Here is a 22,631-nt window from a genome sequence, read left to right as displayed (position 1 = left end):
GGTTCCTTCTCACCTGGCGTTCCTGCTACTCGTACCACCGGCGCCGCCCCCCGGCATCCCGGCGCCCGCGGGAGCCGGGACCAGCCGTGAGACGGTGACATGGCAGACGACGACCGCCACGATCACCAGCGGCATCACGGTCACACCGTCCGAGCCGAGCAGCAGCGTGGCGAGCAGGACGCAGGTCGTCGGCAGCTTCAGCAGCGCGACCGACAGCGCCCCCATCCCCATCGCGGCGCCCGCGACGAACGGCAGCCCCGGCAGGTGGGACAGGGCGATCCCGCCCGCCGCCCCGATGAACAGGGAAGGGAAGATCGGCCCGCCGCGGAAGGCCGACAGCGACAGGCCGTAGCCGAGGCCCTTGCAGGCGATCAGCAGGGTCAGCGCGCCGGCCGTGTACTGGCCGTGGTGGAGCAGCAGGTGCGGCAGCGCGTCCTGCCCGGAGAACAGCACATCGGAGGCGTCCTTGCCCGTGCCCTCCGCGTAGGCGATGGCCAGGCCCGCCACGGCCAGGCCCGCCAGCGGGGTCCACAGCAGACGGCGGCCGGCCACGTGCGGCTTCAGCCACAGCGCCCCGCGTTGGACCGCGGTGCCGAGGAAGGCCGCCGCGACACCGATCACCAGCGCCCAGCCGAACTGCGCCAGGTCGGGGCGGCCCTCGTGGGGCAGGTCGGGGATGGTCAGCGTGCCGACGCCGAAGCCCGCCCAGTTGCCGAGGCCGATGAAGACCAGCGCTCCGATGCCCGCGGCGATCAGCCCCGGCAGCAGCACCAGCTCCAGCATCGCCCCGCCCAGCCCCGACGCCTCCATCAGGAGGAACGCCCCGATGAGGGGCGAGCCCAGCAGCGCGCTGATGGCGGCGAAGCTGCCGGAGGCCGCCACGACGCCCTGCACCTGCGCGGGCGAGTCCGGCCTCAGCAGCCGGAAGGCGGCCAGCGCCACCCCGCCGCCGAGCGTGATGAGCGGCGCCTCGGGGCCGATCACCGCGCCGAGGCACAGCGACGCCACCGCCGCGAGCAGGACGCCGGGCAGTTCGGCGGCGGCCGCCGTGCCCCTGGTCTTGAGTCCCTCGGCGGGCTCGTGGCCGCCGGTGCCCGGCAGGTACCGGATCGTCAGCGCGACCAGCACACCCGCCAGCCCGAGCAGGGGCAGCGGCCACCATTCGGGTACGCCGTGGAAGCCGAGCCCCCGGGGCAGGTCGGTGTAGAGCGCCTTCTGCAGCCGGCTGACGCCCTTGAGGAACCCGTACGCTCCCGCGGAGATCACCACGCCCAGCACGGCGGCGATGACCAGGAGCATCAGAAAGCCCTTGCTCCGCATGACCGCGTACGGGTCGGTGGGGGCGGCCTCCGGGGGCGCGTGGGCCGGGCGGGCGTCCATCGGCTCGTCCGATGACATCAGCGTGCCTCCTGGGACCTGGGCGCGGCGGTCTGCCCGGCGGGTCGACTCGATCATGCCAGCGGAATGCCGGGATTCACCGTATTGGCCCGTCATGTGACGTGTCCTCCGGTCGCCCGTCACCTTCCCCGCCGGGCCGGGGTGCCGCGGGTACGGTGGTCGTCCCGGGTCCTGGTGGCCCGTCCGCGGCGCGCCCGCGGTCCGCGGAGTTCTCGGAGTACGGAGGTGCGCGACGTGAGCGAGTCGGGACACGGCACGGGCGGCGAGCCGGGAGAGGGCGCGGCGGCGGGCGGAGCGGACCCGGCAGCGGCAGCCGGGGCGCGGCAGCCGCGACCCGAGCCCGTTGCTGATCCCGCCTCCTCGCCCGAGCCGCGGCCAGGACCGGCGAACGCCCTCACCGACGTACGGGGGCTGCGGGTCGGGCACGCGCAGCGGACCGGCGGCGGATGGCTGACCGGCGTGACCGTGGTGCTGGCACCCGAGGGCGGCGCCGTCACCGCGGTCGACGTACGTGGCGGCGGCCCGGGGACCCGGGAGACCGACGCGCTGGACCCGCGCAACCTCGTCCCGCGGATCGACGCGGTCGTGCTGACCGGTGGCAGCGCCTTCGGCCTGGACACGGCGGCCGGGGTGGTCGGGTGGCTGGAGGAACAGGGCCGCGGCTTCCGGGTCGGCGGCCCGGCCCAGGTGGTGCCGGTGGTGCCCGCCGCCGCCCTGTTCGACCTCGGCCGCGGCGGTGAGTGGAAAGCCCGCCCTGGACCCGACATGGGCCGTACCGCCGTACTGGCCGCCGCCGCGTCGGCCGAGGGTGAACCGGTGCCGCAGGGCGGTGTCGGCGCGGGCACCGGCGCGGTCGCGGGCGGGCTCAAGGGCGGTGTGGGCACGGCGAGTTGGGTACTGCCGTCGGGCACCACGGTGGCCGCGCTCGCCGTGGTGAACGCCGCGGGGTCCGTCGTCGACCCCGACACCGGCACCCTCTGGGGCGCGCGGGCCGCGTGGGCGGCCGAGTTCGGCGACCGCCTGCCCGAGCCCGCCGATCCGGCGGCGCTCGGCCGCGCGCACCGCAGACTGGCCGCCGCCGCGGCGCAGACGACGGTACGGCAGCAGGGCCCGCACCGGCCGCTCAACACCACCCTCGCCGTGGTCGCCACCGACGCGGCGCTGACCCGCGCCCAGGCCCAGAAGCTGGCCGGCACCGCCCATGACGGCCTGGCCCGCGCGGTGCGCCCGGTCCATCTGCTCTCCGACGGCGACACGGTCTTCGCGATGGCGACCGGACAGCGCCCGCTGCTGAGGCCCGATCAGACCGCCACCGCCGACCCGGCGTTCGGCGTGCACATGGAGGCGGGCGCGGTGAACGAGATCCTCGCCGCGGGCGCCGACACGCTCACCCGCGCGGTGCTGCACGCCGTCCTGGCCGCCCGCAGCGTCGACGGTCCCGGCGGTGTCTTCCCCTCCTACCGCGACCTCTACGACACCCCGTAGATCCCGGACTCGTGGACCCTAGGCCGCCTCGCCCGCCGCCAGGAACTGCGTGGCGGCGAGCTCCGCGTAGAGCGGGTCCGCGGAGACCAGTTCGTGGTGGGTGCCGACCGCCCTGACCCGGCCGGTGTCCATCACGATGATCCGGTCGGCCATGGTGACGGTGGACAGCCGGTGGGCCACGACCAGCACCGTCGTGGTGCGCGCGACATCGGCGACGGTGTCGCGCAGCGCCGCCTCGTTGACGGCGTCGAGCTGCGAGGTCGCCTCGTCCAGCAGGAGCAGCCGCGGGCGGCGCAGCAGCGCGCGGGCGATGGCCACCCGCTGGCGCTCGCCGCCGGACAGCCGGGTGCCGCGGTGGCCGACCAGCGTGTCCAGGCCCTTGGGCAGCCTGGCGACCAGGCCGTCCAGCCGGGTCGTCCTCAGCACGCGCTCCACGGCGGCCTCGTCGGCGCCGGGGTTGCCGAGCAGCAGGTTGTCGCGGAGCGACCCCGACAGCACGGGCGCGTCCTGCTCGACGTAGCCGATCGCGGCGCGCAGCCGGGAGACGTCCCACTCGGCCACGTCACGGCCGTCCAGCAGGACGCGGCCCCCCGTGGGGTCGTAGAAGCGCTCGACGAGCGAGAAGACGGTGGTCTTGCCCGCGCCCGACGGGCCGACGAACGCGGTCATGCCGCGCGCCGGGACGGTGAACGTCACGCCGTGGTGCACGGCGGGGGAGTCGTCGCCGTAGCGGAAGTGCACGTTCTCGAAGGCCAGCGTGGCGGGCTCGGAGCCGGGGGCGGGCAGCGGTGCGGGCGCGGGCAGCTCCTCGACCGGCAGGCGGCGCACCTCCTGGATGCGGGCGACGGCCGCCGCGCCCACCTGGTACTGCGTCACCGCGCTGACGACCTGCTGGATCGGGGACATCAGATAGAAGACGTAGAGCAGGAACGCCACCAGCGTGCCGACCGCGATGGCGCCGGTGGCCACGCGGGCGCCGCCCACCGCGAGCACCGTGATGAACGCGACCTGCATCGACAGACCCGCGGTGTTGCCCGCCAGCGCCGACCACTTGGCGGCGCTCACGCTCTGCCGCCACGACTCCTCGGCGGCGGCGTGCACCGCCTGCTCCTCGCGGTGCTCGGCGCCCGACGCCTTGACGGTACGCAGCGCCCCGAGGATGCGTTCCAGCACCGCTCCCATCGCGCCGACCGCCTCCTGGGCGCGCTTGCCCGCCCGGTGGATCCGCGGCACGATCACGCCGATCACCGTGCCCGCCACCGCGATGACGCCCAGGGTGACGCCCAGCAGCACCGGGTCGACCACGCCCATCATCGTCAGCGTGGCGACCAGCGTCAGCCCGCCCGTGCCCAGCCCCACCAGCGACTCCGTGGTCACCTCGCGCAGCAGGGTGGTGTCCGCGGTGACCCGGGACATCAGATCGCCCGGCTCGCTGCGGTCCACCGCGGAGATCCGCAGCCGCAGCAGGTAGGACGTCAGCGAGCGGCGCGCGGTGAGCACCACCGACTCCGCGGTACGCCGCAGGATGTACGAACCCACCGCTCCGAGCGCCGCGTTGGCGACCACCAGTACGGACATCCCCGCCAACGCCCCGGCTATCGCCCGATGATGGGTCAGGTCGTCGATCAGCGCCCTGGCCACCAGCGGCAGCAGCAGCCCGGTCGCCCCGGTGACGAGCGCGAGCAGCGCGCCCGCCAGCAGCGCCCAGCGATGCGGCCGCACATAGCCCAACAGCACCCGCCAGGCCGGTGGTTCACCGGTCGGCGCGACGCCGTCCGCGTTCGGAGGGCCGCCCGGCTTCTCGTATGACCCCTCGCCTGACTCCACGCCTGCGTCCACGGTGCTCACGGTGCTCCTCGGACAGTCACGGGCCGATTCCCCCCACGGCGGCAGCCGTGGCGTGTCCGACGCTACCCGGGCGGGCGCGGCGACGGGGGCGGTCGGCGGGAGCCGTGACCTGCCCGCACCGGGCGGGTCACGGGTCAGCCGCGCGTCACAGGTCGGTGGCCCGCTCGTGCCGGGGCTCGTACATGCCCACCTCGCCGCCGCCCGGGAGGCGGAACCTGGTCAGCCGGCCCCAGCGCGCCTCGGTGACCGGCTCCGTGAACTCCACGCCCTTGGCCGTCAGCTCGGCCACGGTCGCGTCGACGTCGTCGCACATCAGATACAGCTCCTGCGACCCCGGGCCGTCCGCCGGATGGACCGCGATCTCGGTCGGCGGCAGCTTGAAGACCAGCCAGCCGCCGCCCGCGTCGACGTGCGGGTACTCCAGCACGTCCCGGAAGAAGGCCCGGTCCGCTTCCGCGTCGCGGCTGTAAATGATGACGTGTCCACCATTGATCACGCGGCCAGCGTAGGCGGTGGGCACGGCGCAGCGGTCCCTCACGCGCCCGCGAGCCTTGCCGATACAGAAACGTATCGGATACGTTCGCGTATCCGTAGCGGACGACGACCGCGCACGAAAGGTGCGGGAAGGGGCAGAGCCATGACCGCGCCGACCTCCACCCCGCCGCAGCGCGTCACCGCGCGGCGGGCGCGGACCCGGCGGCGGCTGCTCGACGCCGCCCTCGACGTCTTCGCCGAGCAGGGCTTCGGCCGCTCCACCGTGGAGCAGGTCTGCGAACGCGCCGGGTACACCCGCGGCGCCTTCTACTCGAACTTCACCTCCCTCGACGAGCTGTTCCTCGTCATGTGGGAGGAGCGCTCGACACGGATGCTCGCCGACCTGCGCGCGGCCCTCGCCGAGGTGGCGGCGCCGGGCCCCGAGGACGCGGTACGCGCGGCGCTGGCCGCGATCCCCGTCGACGACTCGTGGTTCCGGGTGACCGCGGAGTTCACCGCGCACGCCTTGCGCAACCCCTCGCTGCGCCGGGTGATGGCCGCACGCGAGCAGTCCATCCAGGACGCGATCCTGCCGGTGATCACCGCGGCACTGGGCCGGGCGGGCCGCCGCGTCACCGACGCCACCGCGCTCGGCCAGGCGCTCGTCGCCGTCCACGACGGCACCTCCGTACAGGTCCTGCTCGAACCCGGCAGCGACGCGGTGCGCCGCCGCCGCGAGGAGCTGTTCCTGAACGTCCTGCACAGCTACAGCACACCGAATGCGGAACCGAACGCGAAGGAGCCTAAGTGAGCGACGACGCCGATGTCATCGTGGTGGGCGCCGGACTCGCCGGTCTGGTCGCGACGTACGAACTCGTCCGCGCCGGACGGCGGGTGCTCGTCATCGACCAGGAGAACGAGGCCAACCTCGGCGGCCAGGCGTTCTGGTCGCTGGGCGGGCTGTTCCTCGTCGACAGCCCCGAGCAGCGGCGGATGGGCGTCAAGGACTCCTACGACCTCGCGCTCGGCGACTGGCTCGCCTCCGCCGGGTTCGACCGCGAGCGCGAGGACCACTGGCCGCGGCAGTGGGCGAAGGCGTACGTGAACTTCGCCGCCGGGGAGAAGCGCGCGTATCTGCACGGGCTCGGGCTGCGGGTGATGCCGACGGTCGGCTGGGCCGAGCGCGGTGGCGGATCCGCCACGGGCCACGGCAACTCGGTGCCGCGCTTCCACCTCACCTGGGGCACCGGCCCCGAGGTCGTCCGGGTCTTCCGCGAACCGGTGCTCGCCGCCGCGGAGCGCGGCCTGGTCACCTTCCGCCACCGGCACCGGGCCGACGAGCTGATCGTCGAGAACGGCGCGGTGGTGGGCGTACGCGGCACCGTCCTCGCCCCCTCGGCCGAGGAGCGCGGCGTGGCCTCGTCCCGCGAGGCCGCCGGTGAGTTCGAGGTGCGCGCCCAGGCCGTGGTGGTGACCTCGGGCGGCATCGGCGGCAACCACGACCTGGTCCGCAAGAACTGGCCCGCCGACCGGATGGGCCGGGCCCCCGAGTCGATGGTGACCGGCGTCCCCGCGTACGTCGACGGCCGGATGCTGGGGATCACCGAGGACGCGGGCGGCTCGATCGTCAACCGCGACCGGATGTGGCACTACACCGAGGGCATCAAGAACTGGGACCCGGTCTGGCCCGGCCACGGCATCCGGATCATCCCCGGCCCGTCGTCGCTGTGGCTGGACGCGACCGGACAGCGGCTGCCCGCCCCGCTCTTCCCCGGCCACGACACCCTCGCCACCCTGCGGCACATCCTGGGCACCGGCCACGGGCACACCTGGTTCGTGCTCACCCGGGCGATCGTCGAGAAGGAGTTCGCGCTCTCCGGCTCCGAGCAGAACCCCGACATCACCGGCAAGGACCTGAAACTGGTGCTGTCCCGGGTGAAGAAGGGCGCACCCGGTCCCGTCCAGGCGTTCCTCGACCACGGCGAGGACTTCGTCGTCCGCCGGACCCTGCCGGAACTGGTCGAGGGCATGAACGCCCTCACCCCCGACGCCCCGCTCGACCTCGCGCAGGTCGAGCGCGAGGTGCGGGCACGCGACGCGCAGACCGGCAACGCCTTCTCCAAGGACCTCCAGCTGATGGCGATCCGCAACGCCCGCTCCTACCGGCCCGACCGCATCACCCGCGTGGCCAAGCCGCACGCGCTGCTCGACCCGGCCGCCGGGCCGCTGATCGCGGTCCGCCTGCACGTCCTCACCCGCAAGACCCTCGGCGGCCTGGAGACCACCCTCGACTCGCAGGTCGTCCGTCCGGACGGCACGCCCTTCGACGGCCTCTACGCGGCGGGCGAGGTCGCCGGTTTCGGCGGCGGCGGGGTGCACGGCTACAACGCCCTGGAGGGCACCTTCCTCGGCGGCTGCATCTTCTCCGGCCGCGCGGCGGGCCGCGCGCTCGCCCGCGACCTGGGCTGAGGCGCGTCCACCAGGGCGGTGTCACAGGCGGCGGCTAGGCTCGGCCGCGTGACATTCAAAGGCTGGCCCGTGGAAGCCCTGGAGTTCTACGAGGGGCTGGAGGCCGACAACTCCAAGGTCTACTGGACGGCGCACAAGGCGGTCTACGACAACGCGGTGCGCGCGCCCATGGTCGCGCTCCTCGCCGAGCTGGAGGACGAGTTCGGCGAGGGCAAGATCTTCCGGCCCAACCGGGACATCCGCTTCAGCGCGGACAAGTCCCCGTACAAGACGGCGATCGCCGCCACCTTCAGCACGGGCGGCTATGTGCAGTTCTCCGCCGAGGGGCTGGGCGCCGGACGCGGCCGGTACATGATGGACGCCGCCGCGCTCGACCGGTACCGCAAGGCCGTCGACGAGGACGTGACCGGCGAGGAGCTGCTGCGGGTGATCGCCGCGGTGGAGCGGCACGGCATCGAGGTCACCGCCCGGGACCGGCTCAAGACGGCGCCGCGCGGCTACCCGAAGGACCACCCGCGGATCGAACTGCTGCGCAACAAGAGCCTGTTCGCCTGGCGGCAGTGGCCGGTCGGCCCCTGGCTCGGCACCGCCGCGGCCAAGAAGCGGCTGGCGGACTTCCTGCGCCAGAGCGAGCCGCTCGCCGACTGGCTCGACGCCCGGGTGGGCGCCGAGTAGCCCTCCCCGCCCCGCCGCCTCCCCCGCCCGCGTGGCCGGAACGCACCCGCGCGTATATCCGTCGCTTATCGAAGATCGCTACAACTTCACTGAGCCGAGATTCCCTGCGGACCGGAGGCGTACGGTGATCAGGACGGTGTATCGGAGCGAGGACTACTCGGTGCGGGACCGGGTCGACGCCTGGGCGGACATCACGTCGCGGTCCATCATGCCGATGGCGCTCGACATCGGTGACCCGGCCGCCTTCACCGCCACCCTGAGACAGGCGGGACTCGGAACCGCGGCCCTGACCAACATGCTCTTCTCGTCCCACCGGGCCGCCAGGACGGCGCCGTTGATCCGGCGCGCCGACCCCGAGGCGTATGTGCTGGTCCACATGCTGAGCGGCACGGTGGGGGTGAGCCAGGACGGCCGGGAGTCCGCCATGACCGCGGGTGACCTGTCGCTCTTCGACAGCTCGCTGCCGCTGGAGTCGGTGGTCGGCGACGGCGCCCACATGTCCGAGTCGCTGCTGCTGCACATCCCCCGGGCGCTGATGCCGCTGCCGCCCCGGTCCGTCGAGCGGCTGCTCGCGGCGCGATTACCCGGCCGGCGGGGGATCGGCGCGGTGATGGCCGGCGCGCTGACCTCGGTGCGGGCCGAGGCGGAGCACTGCACCCCGGCCGACGCGGCACGGCTCGGCGGGGTGCTGCTCGACCTCTTCACCGCCTTCGCCGCCCACCACCTCGACGCCGACGACGCGGTGCCCGCCGACTCGCGCCGCGCCGCCCTGCTGCGGCAGATCGACGTCTATGTCCAGCGGCGCCTCGGCGACCCGGAGTTGACGCCCGCGGCCGTCGCCGCCGCCCACCACATCTCCACCCGCTATCTGCACCGGCTCTTCCAGGACCGCGACACCACCGTGGCCGCCTTCATCCGCGGCCAGCGGCTCGAGCGCTGCCGCCGCGACCTCGCCGACCCGGCGCTCGGCCGGCTGCCGATCCGCGCCATCGCGGCCCGCTGGGGCTTCGCGCACCCGGCCGACTTCAGCCGGGCGTTCCGCGCCGCGTACGGGACGCCGCCGCGCGACTACCGGCATGGCCTGTAGTGCACACAGCGTTAAGTGCTGTGCGCTGTGATCCATGGACCGGGCGGCGGCTGCTGCGCAGACTCTTTGCTGTCGAACCGGCCCACGCCCCGGTACGACAGCGGTACCGGTTCCCGGCGCGGGGCGGCGTCGGCAGCCATGGCCGGGCAGGGGGAGGGCCGCGCGCGCCGGGAGCCGGACCGCGCGCCTTCCGCCCCGCTCAGTTGGCGGGATTGCCCTTGTCACCAGGGCCGAACGGCGTCACGACGAACTCGTCGTCGCAGTTGGTGACCTGCCCCGGGAAGTCGATCCACTGCCTGCTGCCCGGCGGGTAGATCCGCAGCCTCGTGGACGTCGGCAGACAGGTGCCCTGCTGGTTGATGGTGTGGATGGTGTCGCTGGCGGACTGTCCAGGCCGCAGCACCACCGGGCTGTGCGGGAGTTGCTGGTACGTGGCGGGAGCGCCGATCTGCTTGCCCTTCGCGTCCAGCATCGACAGGCCGGGGAAGCCGGTGACATGGCAGGTCGTACCGCTGTGGTTGGTCAGCAGCAGATAGCGGTAGAGGTTGCCCGCGCCCGCGTCGCCGCCGCCCAGCGAGGCGGTCAGCTGGTCGGCCGTGCACAACGGCGCAGTACCGCCCACGGGCGTGGGCGTCGGACTCTGCGTCGCCGGATGGGTGGCCGGGGTGGAGCCGGGGCCGGGCGACGGGCGGTGCGTGGCGGGCGGCGGCGCGGAGGACGGCACCGGGAAGGGCGTCGGCGACGTGGTGGGTGTGGTGGCCCGGGTGGTGCCCGCGGGCGGCGGCGCCACGTCGTGGGAGGACCCGCGCGGTGAGAGCGCCCCCGCCACGTACACCGACCCGGTCAGCGCGGCCGCGACCAGTGTGCCGCCGACCGCGGCGCGGGTACGGCGCCGCCGCGAGGCCCTGCGCCTGATCCGTTCGAAGGAACCGGCGGGCGGCGGCAGGAACTGCGCCGGCGGCCGCAGCAGCGGCTCGGGCGCGTCGAAGTCGAACCCGTCGAGCCCCTCGTCGTCAGGGAGTCCGGTCATGGTGTCCTCCCAGGTTGGCGCGGAGCAGTTCGCGGGCGGCGTGCAGGTCGGCCTTCACGGTTCCTTCGTTCCGCCCCAGCAGCGCGGCGACGTCGCGCACCGGCAGATCGGCGAAGTAGTACAGCAGCGCGGGGTCGCGCAGCCGCTCCGGCAGCGACTGGACGAGCAGCCGCACCGAAGGGTCGCTCGCGCCCTGCTGCTGTTTCACTGTCTCCTCCGTGGTGACGCGGCGCAGCGCACGCCGCTCGCGCTCCATTTTGCGCCAGTGGTCGCGCACCAGGTTGGCCGCGGTGACGTACAGGTATCCGCTGGGCTCTTCGACCTTGGTCCAGCGCGCCCACAGCCGGGTGAACGCCTCCGACGCGATCTCGTGCGCGGTCTCGTCGTCGTCCACCAGACGGCGGCACCAGCCCGCGAGCCGCGGGTAGAGGGCCTCGAACAACTCCGAGGCCGCGCGTTCCTGGGACCGGATGGCCGCTCTCCCCCCTTGTGGTGCCGGCCGTCCGCCGGCCGGTTGCGGCGCCGTGAGAGCGCCCCGTGGACGGCTGCCCGGCCACGTCACCGGCAACCGCTCGGCGGACGGCGGTTTCAGGACGTCGTCCCGGACGTCAGGGAGGCGTACACCACCACGTTGTCCTGGTAGCCGCTCCCGCTCACGCGGTTGCCGCCGCAGGTGATGAGACGCAGCGCCGGGTGGTTGACGTTCCCGTAGACCTTGGCCGTGGGGAAGCGCGACTTGGGGATCGTCTCCACCGAGTCCACGGTGAAGGTGGCCGTGGCGCCGTCCTTGAGTCCGACGTCGATCCGGTCACCGGCCTTCAGGTGCGACAGCCGCAGGAACACCCCGTCGCCGTAACTGCCGACGGTGACATGGCCGAGGATCACCGAGGGGCCGGTCTGGCCCGGGGTCGGCGAGCCGTCGTACCACCCGGCGGGGGAGTGCGCCTCGATCGGCGGTACGGCGACGGTGCCGTCGGCGGCGAGGCCCAGTCCCATGACCGGGGTGTCGACCCCGATGGCCGCAATCCGCAGCCGCACCGGCACCGAGCGGGCCAGCGGCGGCGCGGGGGAGTGGGCGGTGGGCTTGCCGGTGGTCCGGGCGGTCTGCGACGCCGGGATGTGCGAGGCGGTCTGCCCCGGGCTCACCCGGCCCGCCGACGTCGCGCCGCAGCCCGTCATCAGCAGGGCCGTGAGCGAGGCGACGAGGCAGACGGCGGCCGCCGCCCCGGCCCGGTCCACGGGGGCCCGGCGGCGTACCGCCGGCGCCTGGCCGTGACCGTGACCGTGACCGGGGCGGCGCACCGCGCCCTGGGACCGAGCCCGCTGGGAAGGCAGCAACGCTCAGCCCCTGGCCCGGGCCTGCGAGCGGCGGCGGGCCGTCGCGGCCCCCAGCCCGCCCAGCACCAGCGTCAGCGCGGCGCCGCCCGCCACCAGTTCGGTCCGGTCGCCGGAGCCGGACGCGGTGGAGGCGGCCACGACACCGGTGTTCGGGGCGCCGCTGGGCACCACGGGGACCTGCGCTCCGGGCTTGGTCGGCCTCGGTGTCGGTGTCGGGGTGGCGGGCGCCGAGGGGCCGGAGTTCGACGGGTTGCCGCCCTTGCCCGCGGTGAACGGGGTGACCTCGAACTCGTTGTCGCAGTTGGTCACCTTGCCGGGGAAGATCAGCGCGTCCCGGTTCCCGGGCGGGTAGATCCGCAGCTCGGCCGAGGTCGGCAGGCACTTCCCCTGCTGGTTGATGGTGTGGATGGTGTCGCTCGCGGACCCTCCCGGCCGCAGCACCACGGGGCTGTGCGCGAGTTGGCGGTACGTGGCGGGAGCGCCGATCTGCTTGCCGTGCGCGTCCAGCAGCGACAGACCGGGGAAGCCGGTGACGTGACAGGTCGTACCGCTGTGGTTGGTCAGCACCAGGTAGCGGTAGAGGTTGCCCGCGCCCGCGTCGCCGCCGCCCAGCGAGGCGGTGAGCTGCGAGGTCGCGCACATCGGGGTGCTCGTGCCGCGCACGGGTGTCGCGGCCGTGGCGGGTACGGCTCCCAGGACGACGGTGGTGACGGCGGCCGCCCCGGCGGCGAGTGTGCTGATGCGCATGGTCTCGGTGTCCCTTCTCTTTTCCCGCGGCCGGCGGGCTCTGGAGCGAGCACCGGCCGTGCCGTGCGGGAATCGGGGGGAGAGACGACGCACCCTGGGGGCGGGTTGTAAAGGGACATTAAAATGCGACGACCGACGACGACAGGGTGGTGGGCGCGCGTGCGGGCCGTGGTGTTCGAGGAGTTCGGGCGGCTTCCGGAGGTGCGGGAGGTCGCGGATCCGGTGCCGCCGCCCGGTGGTGTGGTGGTACGGGTCGAGGCGACGGGCCTGTGCCGCAGCGACTGGCACGGCTGGATGGGCCACGACCCGGACATCGTGCTGCCGCACGTCCCCGGCCATGAACTCGCCGGAACCGTCGCCGAGGTGGGCTCGGGAGTCGTCAACTGGCGTCCCGGCGACCGGGTCACGGTGCCCTTCGTGTGCGCGTGCGGGCGGTGCGCGGCCTGCGCCCGCGGCGACCAGCAGGTGTGCGAGCGGCAGCAGCAGCCCGGGTTCACCCACTGGGGTTCCTTCGCGGAGCTGGTGCCGGTGCACCACGCGGACACCAATCTGGTGGCGCTGCCCGACGACATGCCGTACGCGACCGCCGCCGCGCTCGGCTGCCGGTTCGCCACCGCCTACCGCGCGGTGGTCGCCCAGGGCAGGGTGCGTTCCGGCGAGTGGGTGGCCGTGCACGGCTGCGGCGGTGTCGGGCTGTCCGCGGTGATGATCGCCGCGGCGGCGGGCGCCCGGGTCGTCGCGGTCGACGTCACACCCCAGGCGCTGGAGCTGGCACGGCGGTTCGGCGCCGCGGTGTGCCTGGACGCCACCGGGCTGCCGGGCGACGGTGTGGCCGAGGCGGTGCGCGAGGCGACCGGCGGCGGCGCCCATCTCTCGCTCGACGCGCTGGGCTCCGCGGCGACCTGCGCCGCGTCGGTGGCGGGCCTGCGCCGCCGCGGCCGCCATGTCCAGGTCGGCCTGCTGCCCGCGGGCGGCGTCACCGTACCGATGGACCGGGTCCTCGCGTGGGAGCTCGAACTCCTCGGCAGCCACGGCATGGCAGCCCACGCGTACCCGGAGATGATGCGCCAGGTCGCCGCGGACACCCTGCGTCCCGATCTGCTGGTCGGCTCGGTCATCCCGCTGGCCGCCGCTCCCGCCGCGCTGGCGGCGATGAGCGACGGCTCCGGACCGGGCATCACGGTGATCGCCCCGGGGCGGGACGCGGCGCCCGCGTCCTGACGGCGGTTCAGCTCCGCCCGCCGCTGGTGCGCCGCAGCACCGGCACGAGCACCGCCGCCACGGTCAGGTGCACCAGGGCGAGCGTCACCTTCGTCCCCGCCGTGGCGTGTTCGGGCAGGATCGGCAGCAGCGACAGCAGGGCGACGGCCACGGCCAGCGCGGTCCACGCGGTGCGCGCGTGCCGCGTGAAGCGCTCCAGCAGGGCAAGTGACGCCCAGCCGAGAACACCGAAGACCAGCGTGAAGCCGATGACGATCGGCAGGGTGATCGTGGCCTTGCCCATCGAGTCACGCAGCAGGTAGTCGACGCCGAAGGCGTGCCCGACCAGCCAGACGGCGCTGGTGGCGACGGCCGCCGAGAGCACGGCGCCGCCACGCTCCCGCCTGCGCCGGGCCCGGCCCGCCTCGACGGGGAGCGGAAGGGGTGTCGCGGTCTGCCGGATCGTGGTCATGACGGTTCTCCTGTACGGGGGACGGTTCGCGGTCGGCGGCCCGGCCCGCCGGTGCGAGGCACCGGCCGGACCTGCCGTCACCTATCCGTCGAACGGGACCGGCCAGGATCGACACGAGCGCCGCGTTCTTCCGCCACTTCTCCGTATTTCTTCTCATGGGCACGTCACGAAGCCGGACAACGGCGTATAAGAGGGGGTACACACGCGAGGGTCGGCATATGCGCACCCGGGGGGTTCTGGGGCGTGGGTCGCGCCGCCCCGCGTCCGGGATCTCTTCGTGGGGGGCACCATGAGACTCGTACGGTTAGGTATGCGCGCGTCCGTCTGGGCGGGGGCGCTGACACTCCTGGCGGTGGGCGCCGGCACGGGGGTGGCGGGCGCGGCGCCCGCGGCTCCCCTGCCGGCGTACGCGCCGCGCGACCTGGGCACGCTGGGCGGCACCACCAGCGAAGCGACCGGGATCAGCGGCAACACCGTCGTCGGCAACTCGTTCCTCAAGGGCGACACGAGCGAGCACGCCTTCGTCTACAGCCTGCGCACCGGCCACATGACCGACATCGGCACCCTCGGCGGGGACGACAGCCAGGCCGTCGCGGTGCGGGGCGTCCATGTCATCGGCACCTCGGAACTGCCCGGCGGCGCCACGCACGGCTTCGTCTACGACCTGCGCACCCACCACATGACGGACCTCGGCACGCTCGGCGGGACCAGCAGTGACGCGACCGCGATCAGCGGCGAGAACATCGTGGGCACCTCGTCCCTCGCGGGCGACACCACCTCCCACGCCTTCGTCTACAGTCTGCGCACCGGCCACCTCACCGACCTGGGCACGCTCACCGGGTCCACGGGCAGCAGCGCCGGAGTCGACATCAGCGGCGCCACGGTGGTCGGCAACTCGCCGGTGCCCGACCCGGCGGGCGGCAGCACCCTGCACGGCTTCGCCGTCAACCTGAACACCCACCACATGACCGACGTCGGCACCCTCGGCGGGACGTTCGCCCGTGTCTACGCGGTCAGCGGGCACACCGTCGTCGGCCAGTCCCGCACCGGCGGGGGAGCCCTCGACGGGTTCGCGTACAACGTGGCGACCCATGCCAGGACGGACCTCGGCCCCGGGCTGAAGGTGTCGCCGCTGGTCAGCGGGACGACCGCGGTGGGCGGCGACAGCCTGCTCTCCTTCACCTACGACCTGACCACCGGCGCCACCGCGATGGTCGGCCCCGGCTCGGGCGTCACCCAGGCGTTCGGCATCGACTCCCATCTGGTCGTCGGTGACGTCTTCGCCGCCAACGCCTTCGCCTTCGTCTACCGGATCAGCGACAGCGCCTTCACCCGCCTCCCGGCGCTCGGCGGCCTCAACTCCACGGCCGCGCAGGCGAACGCCCGCGGGGTGGTCGTCGGCAGCGCCGCGCTCCCGCCGCCGGACCCGTACACCGCCAACGGCCCCTTCCACGCGGTGGCCTGGCTGCCGCGCGCACAGCCGGTGGGCTGACCCGCCGGGATCCGCTCCGCGCGACGCGGGACGGCCGACCCGGGAGGATCCGGGTCGGCCGTTCGCCGCGGGTGGGTCCGCGCCGCGGTCAGCGGGTGCGGGCCGCCGCCTGCGCGCCGCGGTGCTGCACCAGGGCCGTCGCCGCGAGGGCCGCGGTCAGGACGGCGGCCGCGACGGCCAGCGCCGCGGACCAGGAGAACGCGTCGCCCAGCGTGTTGCGCAGCAGATCGGTGCCGGTGAGGCCGGCCGTCAGCAGATGCGTGAGGGTGACCGCGACCGCCACGGCCGCCGCCGCGGCCCAGATCCGTACCGTGTCCAGCACCGCCAGCACGGTCGCCAGCATGACGCAGACAATGGTGACGACCAGCGCCACGCCGTCGGTGTAGTGGCCCGCGCGCAGGCCCGCGAGGTGCGTGGGCAGATGGAGCGCGGCGATCACGACCAGGGCCGCGGCCGCGGGCCAGCGCAGTACGGAGCGCAGCGGCTGCTGGACCGTACGGATACGGATACGGGCCGCGGTGCGCGGCCGGGCGGTGGCCTGGGCGGTGGCCTGGGAGGTGGCCTGGGGCTTGGCCGAAGCGGCGCCCCCCGGCGTGTAGTTGGCGATGATCTCGGCCACGTCGAGGTCGGCGACCATCAGGTCCGCGACATTCACCTCGCCGCGCGCGGCGGTGGCCTCACCGCCGCCCACGGTCGCGGTGGCGGGCGCGGCGACGGTCTCGGGCTCGATCTCGGACCCGGGCCGCGGCTCGGGTGCGGTCGCGCCGACCGAGGCGGTGACGGGCGCGCCCTCGGACGACGTGACCGACGCGGTGACGGGTGTCGGGACCGGCTCGGCGGCGTCCGTCGCGGACTCCCGCACGGCGCGGGTGGTGAGCGGGGCGCCGTCCTCGGAGCCGAAGAGGTTCACCAGGTCGGCGACGTCCTCGATCGGCCTGCCCACCGCCACCGCCCGCAGCGTGGTGTCGGCGTCGCCCGCGGTGTCCGCGGGGTCGTTGAGCAGCGCCACCAGATGGCGTACGTCGTCGATCGGACGCGACACGGCGGCCGCGCGCAGCGCCTCGTCGCCGGGGTTGGGGAGCCGGTCGGTCTGCTTCAGCAGCCGCACCAGGGCGGCGACCTCGTCCAGCGGCCGTACGGTCGCCGCCGTCCACAACAGCGTGCGTATCGGGTCGCCCCCGGGCTCGGCGGCCGGAAGGCCGCTCTGTGCGGAGTGCGTGGTGAGGTGCATAGGGGGGTTCTCCCTTTGCGATGGCCAAGGGTGAGCACACCCTGTCGGTTACCGTGCGTCCGTTCGGGCGCACGGTCACATCGCAACCCATGTCGATGACGGTTGCCACCCGGCGGGTACGCGCGACCGCGCGCGTGCGCGCTTCCTACCCGGCGGAAACCCCCTCCTGGCCGTGCGGCGGCGGCCCGTGGCGGCACCGCACATCGCTGCGGGCGTTCACCGCCATTCGTGTCGCGACGATCGACCGGGCGTGGGCCACGGGTGGGCCACAGGCGGGTCAGGGCTCGATGGTGACCTTGATCGCCTCGCCCGCCGCGACGGTGCTGATTGCCTCGGGCACCTTGTCCAGCGGCATCCGATGGGTGATCAGATCGGCCACCGGGACGGCGCCGGAGGCTATCAGGTCCAGGGCGCGCTTGTTGTGGGAAGGGCTGGAGCCGTTGGCGCCGACGACGGTCAGTTCCCGGTAGTGCACCAGGTTCGAGTCGAAGGTGATGGTGGGAGCGGTCCTGGACAGTCCGCCGAACAGGCTGACGCGTCCGCCGCACGCGGCCATCCGCAGCGCGTCCTGCTGCGCCGCGCCCGACGCGGCCGCGGTGATCACCACGTCGGCGCCGCGCCCGCCGGTCAGCTCCATGACCGCCTCCACCACGTCGTCGTCCGCCCCGCACACCGCCTCGTCGGGCCGTACGAGAGCGGCGGCCTTCGCCAGCCGGTCCGCGTTCAGGTCGTCCAGCACCACGCGCCGGGCACCGCGGGCCCGGGCGAGGCGCACATGCAGGCAGCCGATCGGCCCCGCCCCGATGACGACCACGTCGTCGCCCTCGCCGACGCGGGCGAGTTCCTGGCCGTTGAGCACGCAGGCCAGCGGTTCGGCGACGGACGCCTCGGCCAGACTCACCGCGCCGGGTACGGGGTTGAGGCCGTCGACCCGGAGCACGGCGTGCGGCACGATCAGGTACTCGGCGAAACCGCCGTCGTACTGGTACCCGACCGACGTCAGATGCGGGCAGACCGTCATGCGGCCGCCCCGGCAGGTCGCGCACTCGCCGCACGGGACCGCCGCGATGACCTGGACGCGGTCGCCCACCGACCAGCCGCCGACCCGCGAGCCGACCTCGGCGATCTCCCCGGCGACCTCGTGGCCCAGGACGCGCGGCGGCGAGAGGCGCTGGTGGCCGTGGCGGAGGATCTTCACATCGGTGCCGCAGGTCGAGCAGTTGCGGACGCGCAGCTTGACCTCGTCCGGGCGGGGCGAAGGCTCCGGTACGTCCTCCAGCCGGAGGTCACCGGGAGCGTAGAAGCGCGCGACCCTCATGGTGCCAGGTCCCCGCTGACCGACCCGAGCAGCCGGTGGATCTCGTCGGGGTCGGCCGAGGACCGCAGCCGTGCGGCGTCGCCCGGTTCCATCAGGAGGAGCGCGAGCGCCGACAGCAGCGCGAGATGCTCGTTGCCCCTGGCCGCGATCGCCACACAGGAGTGCACCGTGTGGCCGCTCCAGTCCACCCCCAGGGGGAACTGCAGCACCGCGATCGTGGTGCGCCGCACCAGGACGCGACTGGCGTCGGTCCCGTGCGGGATGGCCACGCCCTCGCCGATGTAGGTGCTGAGCGACCGCTCGCGCTCCAGCATCGTCAGCGCGTATCCGTCGTCCGTGGCGCCGAGTTCGGCCAGTACCGCGCCGCACTGGCGTACGGCGTCCCACCGGTCGGCGGCCCTGCGGTCCACCCGGATGCCCTCGCGGGTCAGCACGTCAGGCACGGATCTCGCCCCCGTCCCGGAAGGCGGCCTCCAGCTGGTCGAAGGCCGGGTCGTTGAGGAAGGACTGGAACGGGATGATCACCGCGTCCGGCACGGTCAGACGCGCGCGGTCGGCCAGGTTGGCGTGTGTCACCACGACCTGCGTGCCCTGCGGGATGTCGTTCACGGGGGTGTGCGTGGCCGTCACCCCGTACGGCTCCAGCCGCCGGGTGAGCTGGCTGGCCAGCATCACACTGCTGCCCATCCCCGCGTCGCAGGCGACGACCACCTGCGAGACCGCCGAGGCCGTCACCGACCGGGTGTCACCGGCCTCGGGCTGGACGGCGTTGAGCGGGACCGCGGGGACGGGTGCGGAGGCGGCGGCGGTCCGGACGGGTGCGCCCTCGGTTTCCGGGGCGCGGCCGGCGCGCAGCAGGGCGGCGCCCGTGGTGAAGGACACCGCGGCGGCCGCCGCGACGGAGGCGAGTACGGCGAGGTAGCCGCCGCGGGGCGTGACCGCCATGTAGGCGAAGATGCTGCCCGGCGACGGCGTGGCGACCAGCCCGGCGTGCGTGACGGTCGCGGTGGCGACGCCCGTCATACCGCCCGCGACGGCGGCGAGGACGAGCCGCGGCTTCATCAGCACGTACGGGAAGTAGATCTCGTGGATGCCGCCGAGGAACTGCACGATGATCGCGCCGGGGACTGTGGCGCGCAGCTTCCTGGGCCCGAACAGCAGGTAGGCGAGCAGGATGCCGAGGCCGGGCCCCGGGTTGCTCTCGATCATGAACAGCACGGACTTGCCGGACTGGCTGGCCTGCTCCACGCCGAGCGGGGCCAGGACGCCGTGGTTGATCGCGTTGTTCAGGAACAGGACCTTGGCGGGCTCGACGATGACCGACACCAGCGGCAGCAGATGGGCGTTGACGAGGTCCCGTACGCCGTGCCCCGCCCACCGGGTGAGGGCCGACACGACCGGGCCGACGCAGCGCAGCCCCGCGATGGCCATGGCGCCGCCGAGGATGCCCGCGCTGAAGTTGTCCACGAGCATCTCGAAGCCCGGCCGGGTGTGACGGGCCGTGAAACCGTCGACCAGCTTCAGCAGATACGCCGTCAGCGGGCCGATGATCATAGCGCCGAGGAACATCGGGACGTCGGAGCCGACAGCCACGCCGAGGGTGGCCACGGCGGCCACCACGGCGCCGCGCCGGCCGTGCACCAGGCGTCCGCCCGTGTAGCCGATGAGCACCGGCAGCAGGTAGGTGATCATCGGATCGACCAGCCGGGCCAGCGAGGCGTTCGGCAGCCAGCCGGTCGGGATGAACATCGCCGTGATCAGGCCCCAGGCGATGAAAGCGCCGAGGTTGGGCATCACCATTGCGGCGAGATACCCGCCGAGGCGCTGCACCTTGGCCCGGACGCCGGGCCCCTGCACATGCTTGAGGTGCGCCAGGTCGGGCACGGTCGGCGCCGGATCGGCCGCGGCAGCCGCCTCGGCGCCGACCTCGCCGTCTCCCGGGACGGGACCGGCGGCCGTGCCGCCGAGCGGGCGGTCCAGCGGGATGTCCGCGGTGACGGTGACGGCGGCCGGGTCGAGGTCGGCGGGCGTCGGTATCGCGCTACCCGGCAGTGTCACCGCGGCGGCGCCGTGTGCCACCGCCGCCGCGAGCGCCTTCGGGCCGCCGCCGCCCGCGCCGAGGAACCCCGCGAGCGAGGCGTCGCCCGCTCCCACGTCGCTGCGCACATCCGCCACCGGGGCGGTGGCGTACCAGGTGCCCTCGTCCGAGACCAGCAGCATCCCGTCGGCGCCGAGGCTGGCCAGCACCTGCCGCGCCCCGAGCGCCCGCAGTTCGCCGGCCGCCCTCACCGCGTCGCCCACGGTGTTCAGCGGACGGCCGACCGCCTCGGCCAGCTCCTCGCGGTTGGGCTTGATCACGTCGGGCCGGGCCCCGAGCGCCGCCAGCAGCGCGCTGCCGGAGGTGTCGAGCGCGATACGGGCGCCGCCGGCGTGGGCGCGTGTCACCAGGTCCGCGTACCAGGCGGGCGTCAGCCCCTGCGGGAGGCTGCCGCAGCAGGCCAGCCAGTCGGTGCCGGGGCCGTTGAGCTCCGCCACGGCGGCCAGCAGGGCGGCCGACTCCTGCGCGGTGATCTCCGGGCCCGATGTGTTGATCTTGGTCAGCGCGCCCGGCTCCACCACGCTGACGTTGACCCGCGTGGCCCCGGCCACCGGCACGCTCACCACCGTGATGCCCTGGTCGCCGAGCATCTCCGCCAGCAGCTCCCCGGAGTAGCCGCCGAGCGGCAGGACGGCCGTGGTCGGGTGCCCGGCCGCGTTGAGCGCCAGGGAGACGTTGACGCCCTTGCCGCCGGGGTCCACCCGCTCGGTCTCGGCGCGGTTGATCCGGCCGTGCTCCAGGCGCTCCATCTCGAAGCTGCGGTCCAGGCTCGGGTTGGGGGTGATCGTGACGATCATGCGCGGATCACCTCCGGCCCGCGGGCGGCGATCTCGGCGGCCTGCTCCGCGGTGAGCCCGGTGTCCGTGACCAGTACGTCCACCTGCTCCAGCGAGGCGAACCGCGCGAAGTGGTGGGCGCCGTACTTGGTGGAGTCCGCGACCAGGATGACGCGGCGGGCGCCGGTCACCATGGCGCGCTTCACCGCGGCCTCGGCGAGGTCCGGGGTGGTCAGGCCGCCCTCCGGTGAGAAGCCGTTGGTGGCGACCACCGCAATGTCGGGCTGGAGTTCCGCGAGGTCGCGCAGCGCCCAGGTGTCCACGGCGGCCTGCGTCCTGTGCCGCAGCCGGCCGCCGACGAGGTGGAGGGTGAGGCGGGGGTGCTCGGCGAGCCGGGCCGCCACCGGGAGCGCGTTGGTGGCCACGGTGAGCGTGGAGTCCAGCGGGAAGAGCGCGACCAGCCGGGAGACGGTGGTCCCGGCGTCCAGCAGCAGGCTGCCCTCCTCGGGCAGCAGGGCCAGGGTGGCCTTGGCGATCCGGTCCTTGGCGGCGGCCGCGACCGAGTCGCGCTCGACGAGCCCGGGCTCCAGGCGCAGCCCCCCGGCGGGCAGCGCGCCGCCGTGCACCCTGCGCAGCAGGCCCGCCCGTTCCAGCAGGCTCAGGTCACGCCGTACGGTCTCCTGCGTGACACCGAGATCCTCGGCCAGCGACGGGACCTCGACGCGGCCGTGCTCCGTGGCGAGTTGCACGATGCGCTGCTGGCGCTCGGGTGCGTACATGTGGGTTCCGGTCCGTTTCCTGTGGGGGGATCTTCGCCGTCCCGCTATCCGGCCCGGAGTTCCCGGCGCGGCTGCGCGGTGACACCGAGCACCGCGCGGACCCGGCAGCCGCAGGCGTCCTGCTGCACCTCCACCCGCGTGGCCAGGACCTCCACGATGGCGATGCCGCGCCCGTGCTCGTCGGGATCGGCGCAGCGCGGGTCCGGCACGCACGGCTCGCCGTGGTCGGACACCTCGATGTGCAGCGTGTCGGTGTGGCGGGTCAGCGACAGGGTCATCTCGCCGCGGCCGTGCTGTGCGGCGTTCGCCGCCAGCTCGTCGGCGATCAGCACCGCCGCCTCCCGCTCGTCCTGCGACACCTCCCAGTGCCCGACGACGGCCGCGGTGAACTGCCGTACCAACCGCACCCGGGACGCCTCCGCGGGCAGCGCCAGCACGGCGTCCCGCTGACCGGGGTGCCCCGGGACACTCCCCAGCGCTTCCGGCCGCACCGACGTCTCCAGCGCGGCGGCGAGATGAGGGGCGAAGGGGCACACGGTGTGCCTCCCGGAGGGGTGAGTCCCGCGCCGGGCGACCGACGGCCGGTCGCCTCCGCGGGGTGCGGATGAGAATGTGGCTTTGTCTGTGCTTTATGCCTGTTTCCCCCTGTTTACACCCGTACGTCTTCGTGGTCAACCCACCCTGCTTCGCCGCCGGGGCGAGGGGGAGTCACCG

20 protein-coding genes and 4 pseudogenes are annotated in these 22,631 nt (G+C 74.1%); 7 read left to right on the top strand and 17 right to left on the bottom strand.

Features of this window, described 5'->3' with window-relative positions:
* Positions 1 to 9 precede the first annotated feature (9 nt).
* Positions 10 to 1,398, bottom strand: a complete 1,389-nt coding sequence (locus AB0M29_RS15030; RefSeq protein WP_365382681.1) for a chloride channel protein — start codon at positions 1,396 to 1,398, stop codon at positions 10 to 12.
* Positions 1,399 to 1,632: 234 nt separating this feature from the next.
* Between AB0M29_RS15030 and AB0M29_RS15025 the strand changes: the two genes are divergently transcribed.
* The gene (locus tag AB0M29_RS15025) at positions 1,633 to 2,883 is read left to right on the top strand and encodes a P1 family peptidase (protein WP_365382680.1); all 1,251 of its coding nucleotides are present in this window, start codon (positions 1,633 to 1,635) and stop codon (positions 2,881 to 2,883) included.
* A gap of 18 nt (positions 2,884 to 2,901) precedes the next feature.
* On the opposite strand, the gene AB0M29_RS15020 is transcribed toward AB0M29_RS15025, so the two are convergent.
* Positions 2,902 to 4,617, bottom strand: a complete 1,716-nt coding sequence (locus tag AB0M29_RS15020) for an ABC transporter ATP-binding protein (protein ID WP_365382704.1) — start codon at positions 4,615 to 4,617, stop codon at positions 2,902 to 2,904.
* Between the two features lie 259 nt (positions 4,618 to 4,876).
* Positions 4,877 to 5,227 (bottom strand): VOC family protein, encoded by a 351-nt coding sequence (locus AB0M29_RS15015; protein ID WP_365382679.1) that lies wholly within the window; start codon positions 5,225 to 5,227, stop codon positions 4,877 to 4,879.
* Between the two features lie 141 nt (positions 5,228 to 5,368).
* Here AB0M29_RS15015 and AB0M29_RS15010 point away from each other — a divergent pair, with 141 nt between their 5' ends.
* The 4 genes from AB0M29_RS15010 (at position 5,369) to AB0M29_RS14995 (ending at position 9,436) form a co-directional block, all read left to right on the top strand.
* The gene (locus tag AB0M29_RS15010; RefSeq protein ID WP_365382678.1) at positions 5,369 to 6,016 is read left to right on the top strand and encodes a TetR/AcrR family transcriptional regulator; all 648 of its coding nucleotides are present in this window, start codon (positions 5,369 to 5,371) and stop codon (positions 6,014 to 6,016) included.
* Complete coding sequence (locus tag AB0M29_RS15005) at positions 6,013 to 7,674, top strand: FAD-binding dehydrogenase (RefSeq protein ID WP_365382677.1); 1,662 nt, start codon at positions 6,013 to 6,015, stop codon at positions 7,672 to 7,674. The genes AB0M29_RS15010 and AB0M29_RS15005 overlap by 4 nt, the downstream gene beginning before the upstream one ends.
* 48 nt (positions 7,675 to 7,722) lie before the next feature.
* Positions 7,723 to 8,349, top strand: coding sequence for a DUF2461 domain-containing protein (locus tag AB0M29_RS15000; protein WP_365382676.1), 627 nt, complete (start codon positions 7,723 to 7,725; stop codon positions 8,347 to 8,349).
* Between the two features lie 124 nt (positions 8,350 to 8,473).
* Positions 8,474 to 9,436 carry a helix-turn-helix domain-containing protein gene (locus AB0M29_RS14995; RefSeq protein WP_365382675.1) on the top strand — a complete coding sequence of 321 codons (963 nt, stop codon included), beginning with the start codon at positions 8,474 to 8,476 and terminating at the stop codon, positions 9,434 to 9,436.
* A gap of 199 nt (positions 9,437 to 9,635) precedes the next feature.
* Here AB0M29_RS14995 and AB0M29_RS14990 read toward each other — a convergent pair whose 3' ends face one another.
* The 5 genes and pseudogenes from AB0M29_RS14990 to AB0M29_RS14970 form a co-directional block, all read right to left on the bottom strand.
* Positions 9,636 to 10,466, bottom strand: a complete 831-nt coding sequence (locus AB0M29_RS14990) for a DUF4232 domain-containing protein (protein ID WP_365382674.1) — start codon at positions 10,464 to 10,466, stop codon at positions 9,636 to 9,638.
* Positions 10,450 to 10,938 (bottom strand): RNA polymerase sigma factor, encoded by a 489-nt coding sequence (locus AB0M29_RS14985; protein ID WP_365382703.1) that lies wholly within the window; start codon positions 10,936 to 10,938, stop codon positions 10,450 to 10,452. Before AB0M29_RS14985 ends, AB0M29_RS14990 begins: the two co-directional genes overlap by 17 nt.
* A gap of 116 nt (positions 10,939 to 11,054) precedes the next feature.
* Positions 11,055 to 11,705, bottom strand: coding sequence for a class F sortase (locus tag AB0M29_RS14980; RefSeq protein ID WP_365382673.1), 651 nt, complete (start codon positions 11,703 to 11,705; stop codon positions 11,055 to 11,057).
* Positions 11,706 to 11,807: 102 nt separating this feature from the next.
* A pseudogene (locus tag AB0M29_RS14975) lies at positions 11,808 to 11,984 on the bottom strand (sortase-dependent protein); the annotation flags it as partial.
* 102 nt (positions 11,985 to 12,086) lie between these two features.
* Positions 12,087 to 12,446: pseudogene (locus AB0M29_RS14970) on the bottom strand (DUF4232 domain-containing protein); the annotation flags it as partial.
* Positions 12,447 to 12,710: 264 nt separating this feature from the next.
* On the opposite strand from AB0M29_RS14970, the gene AB0M29_RS14965 reads away from it, so the two are divergent.
* Complete coding sequence (locus tag AB0M29_RS14965) at positions 12,711 to 13,772, top strand: alcohol dehydrogenase catalytic domain-containing protein (protein ID WP_365382702.1); 1,062 nt, start codon at positions 12,711 to 12,713, stop codon at positions 13,770 to 13,772.
* A gap of 7 nt (positions 13,773 to 13,779) precedes the next feature.
* Here the strand turns inward: AB0M29_RS14965 and AB0M29_RS14960 are convergent, their stop codons facing one another.
* On the bottom strand, positions 13,780 to 14,223 hold the full coding sequence (locus AB0M29_RS14960) for a DUF6069 family protein (protein WP_365382672.1): 444 nt from the start codon (positions 14,221 to 14,223) through the stop codon (positions 13,780 to 13,782).
* 310 nt (positions 14,224 to 14,533) lie between these two features.
* Between AB0M29_RS14960 and AB0M29_RS14955 the strand changes: the two genes are divergently transcribed.
* The gene (locus tag AB0M29_RS14955; RefSeq protein ID WP_365382671.1) at positions 14,534 to 15,715 is read left to right on the top strand and encodes a hypothetical protein; all 1,182 of its coding nucleotides are present in this window, start codon (positions 14,534 to 14,536) and stop codon (positions 15,713 to 15,715) included.
* Positions 15,716 to 15,803: 88 nt separating this feature from the next.
* Here the strand turns inward: AB0M29_RS14955 and AB0M29_RS14950 are convergent, their stop codons facing one another.
* From AB0M29_RS14950 to AB0M29_RS14915, 8 genes and pseudogenes are all read right to left on the bottom strand, one after another.
* On the bottom strand, positions 15,804 to 16,946 hold the full coding sequence (locus AB0M29_RS14950) for a hypothetical protein (RefSeq protein ID WP_365382670.1): 1,143 nt from the start codon (positions 16,944 to 16,946) through the stop codon (positions 15,804 to 15,806).
* 277 nt (positions 16,947 to 17,223) lie between these two features.
* Complete coding sequence (locus AB0M29_RS14945; protein WP_365382669.1) at positions 17,224 to 18,264, bottom strand: zinc-dependent dehydrogenase; 1,041 nt, start codon at positions 18,262 to 18,264, stop codon at positions 17,224 to 17,226.
* Entirely contained in the window at positions 18,261 to 18,707 is a 447-nt protein-coding gene (locus AB0M29_RS14940; RefSeq protein ID WP_365382668.1) for a PTS sugar transporter subunit IIA, read from the bottom strand. The genes AB0M29_RS14945 and AB0M29_RS14940 overlap by 4 nt, the downstream gene beginning before the upstream one ends.
* Positions 18,700 to 18,975: a hypothetical protein gene (locus AB0M29_RS14935; RefSeq protein ID WP_365382701.1), complete on the bottom strand. Its 276-nt coding sequence runs from the start codon at positions 18,973 to 18,975 to the stop codon at positions 18,700 to 18,702. The genes AB0M29_RS14940 and AB0M29_RS14935 overlap by 8 nt, the downstream gene beginning before the upstream one ends.
* Before the next feature lie 129 nt (positions 18,976 to 19,104).
* Positions 19,105 to 20,085, bottom strand: a pseudogene (locus AB0M29_RS14930) (PTS mannitol transporter subunit IICB); the annotation flags it as partial.
* A 141-nt stretch (positions 20,086 to 20,226) separates the two neighbouring features.
* Positions 20,227 to 21,159: pseudogene (gene pfkB, locus AB0M29_RS14925) on the bottom strand (1-phosphofructokinase); the annotation flags it as partial.
* Positions 21,156 to 21,917 carry a DeoR/GlpR family DNA-binding transcription regulator gene (locus AB0M29_RS14920; RefSeq protein ID WP_365382667.1) on the bottom strand — a complete coding sequence of 254 codons (762 nt, stop codon included), beginning with the start codon at positions 21,915 to 21,917 and terminating at the stop codon, positions 21,156 to 21,158. The pseudogene pfkB and the gene AB0M29_RS14920, both read right to left, overlap by 4 nt.
* Positions 21,918 to 21,961: 44 nt before the next feature.
* Positions 21,962 to 22,453 (bottom strand): ATP-binding protein, encoded by a 492-nt coding sequence (locus AB0M29_RS14915; RefSeq protein WP_365382666.1) that lies wholly within the window; start codon positions 22,451 to 22,453, stop codon positions 21,962 to 21,964.
* Positions 22,454 to 22,631 lie beyond the last annotated feature (178 nt).

Source organism: Streptomyces sp. NPDC051976 (genome assembly GCF_040680795.1).
GTDB lineage: Bacteria > Actinomycetota > Actinomycetes > Streptomycetales > Streptomycetaceae > Actinacidiphila.
This window is presented reverse-complemented; position numbering and strand designations above follow the sequence as displayed.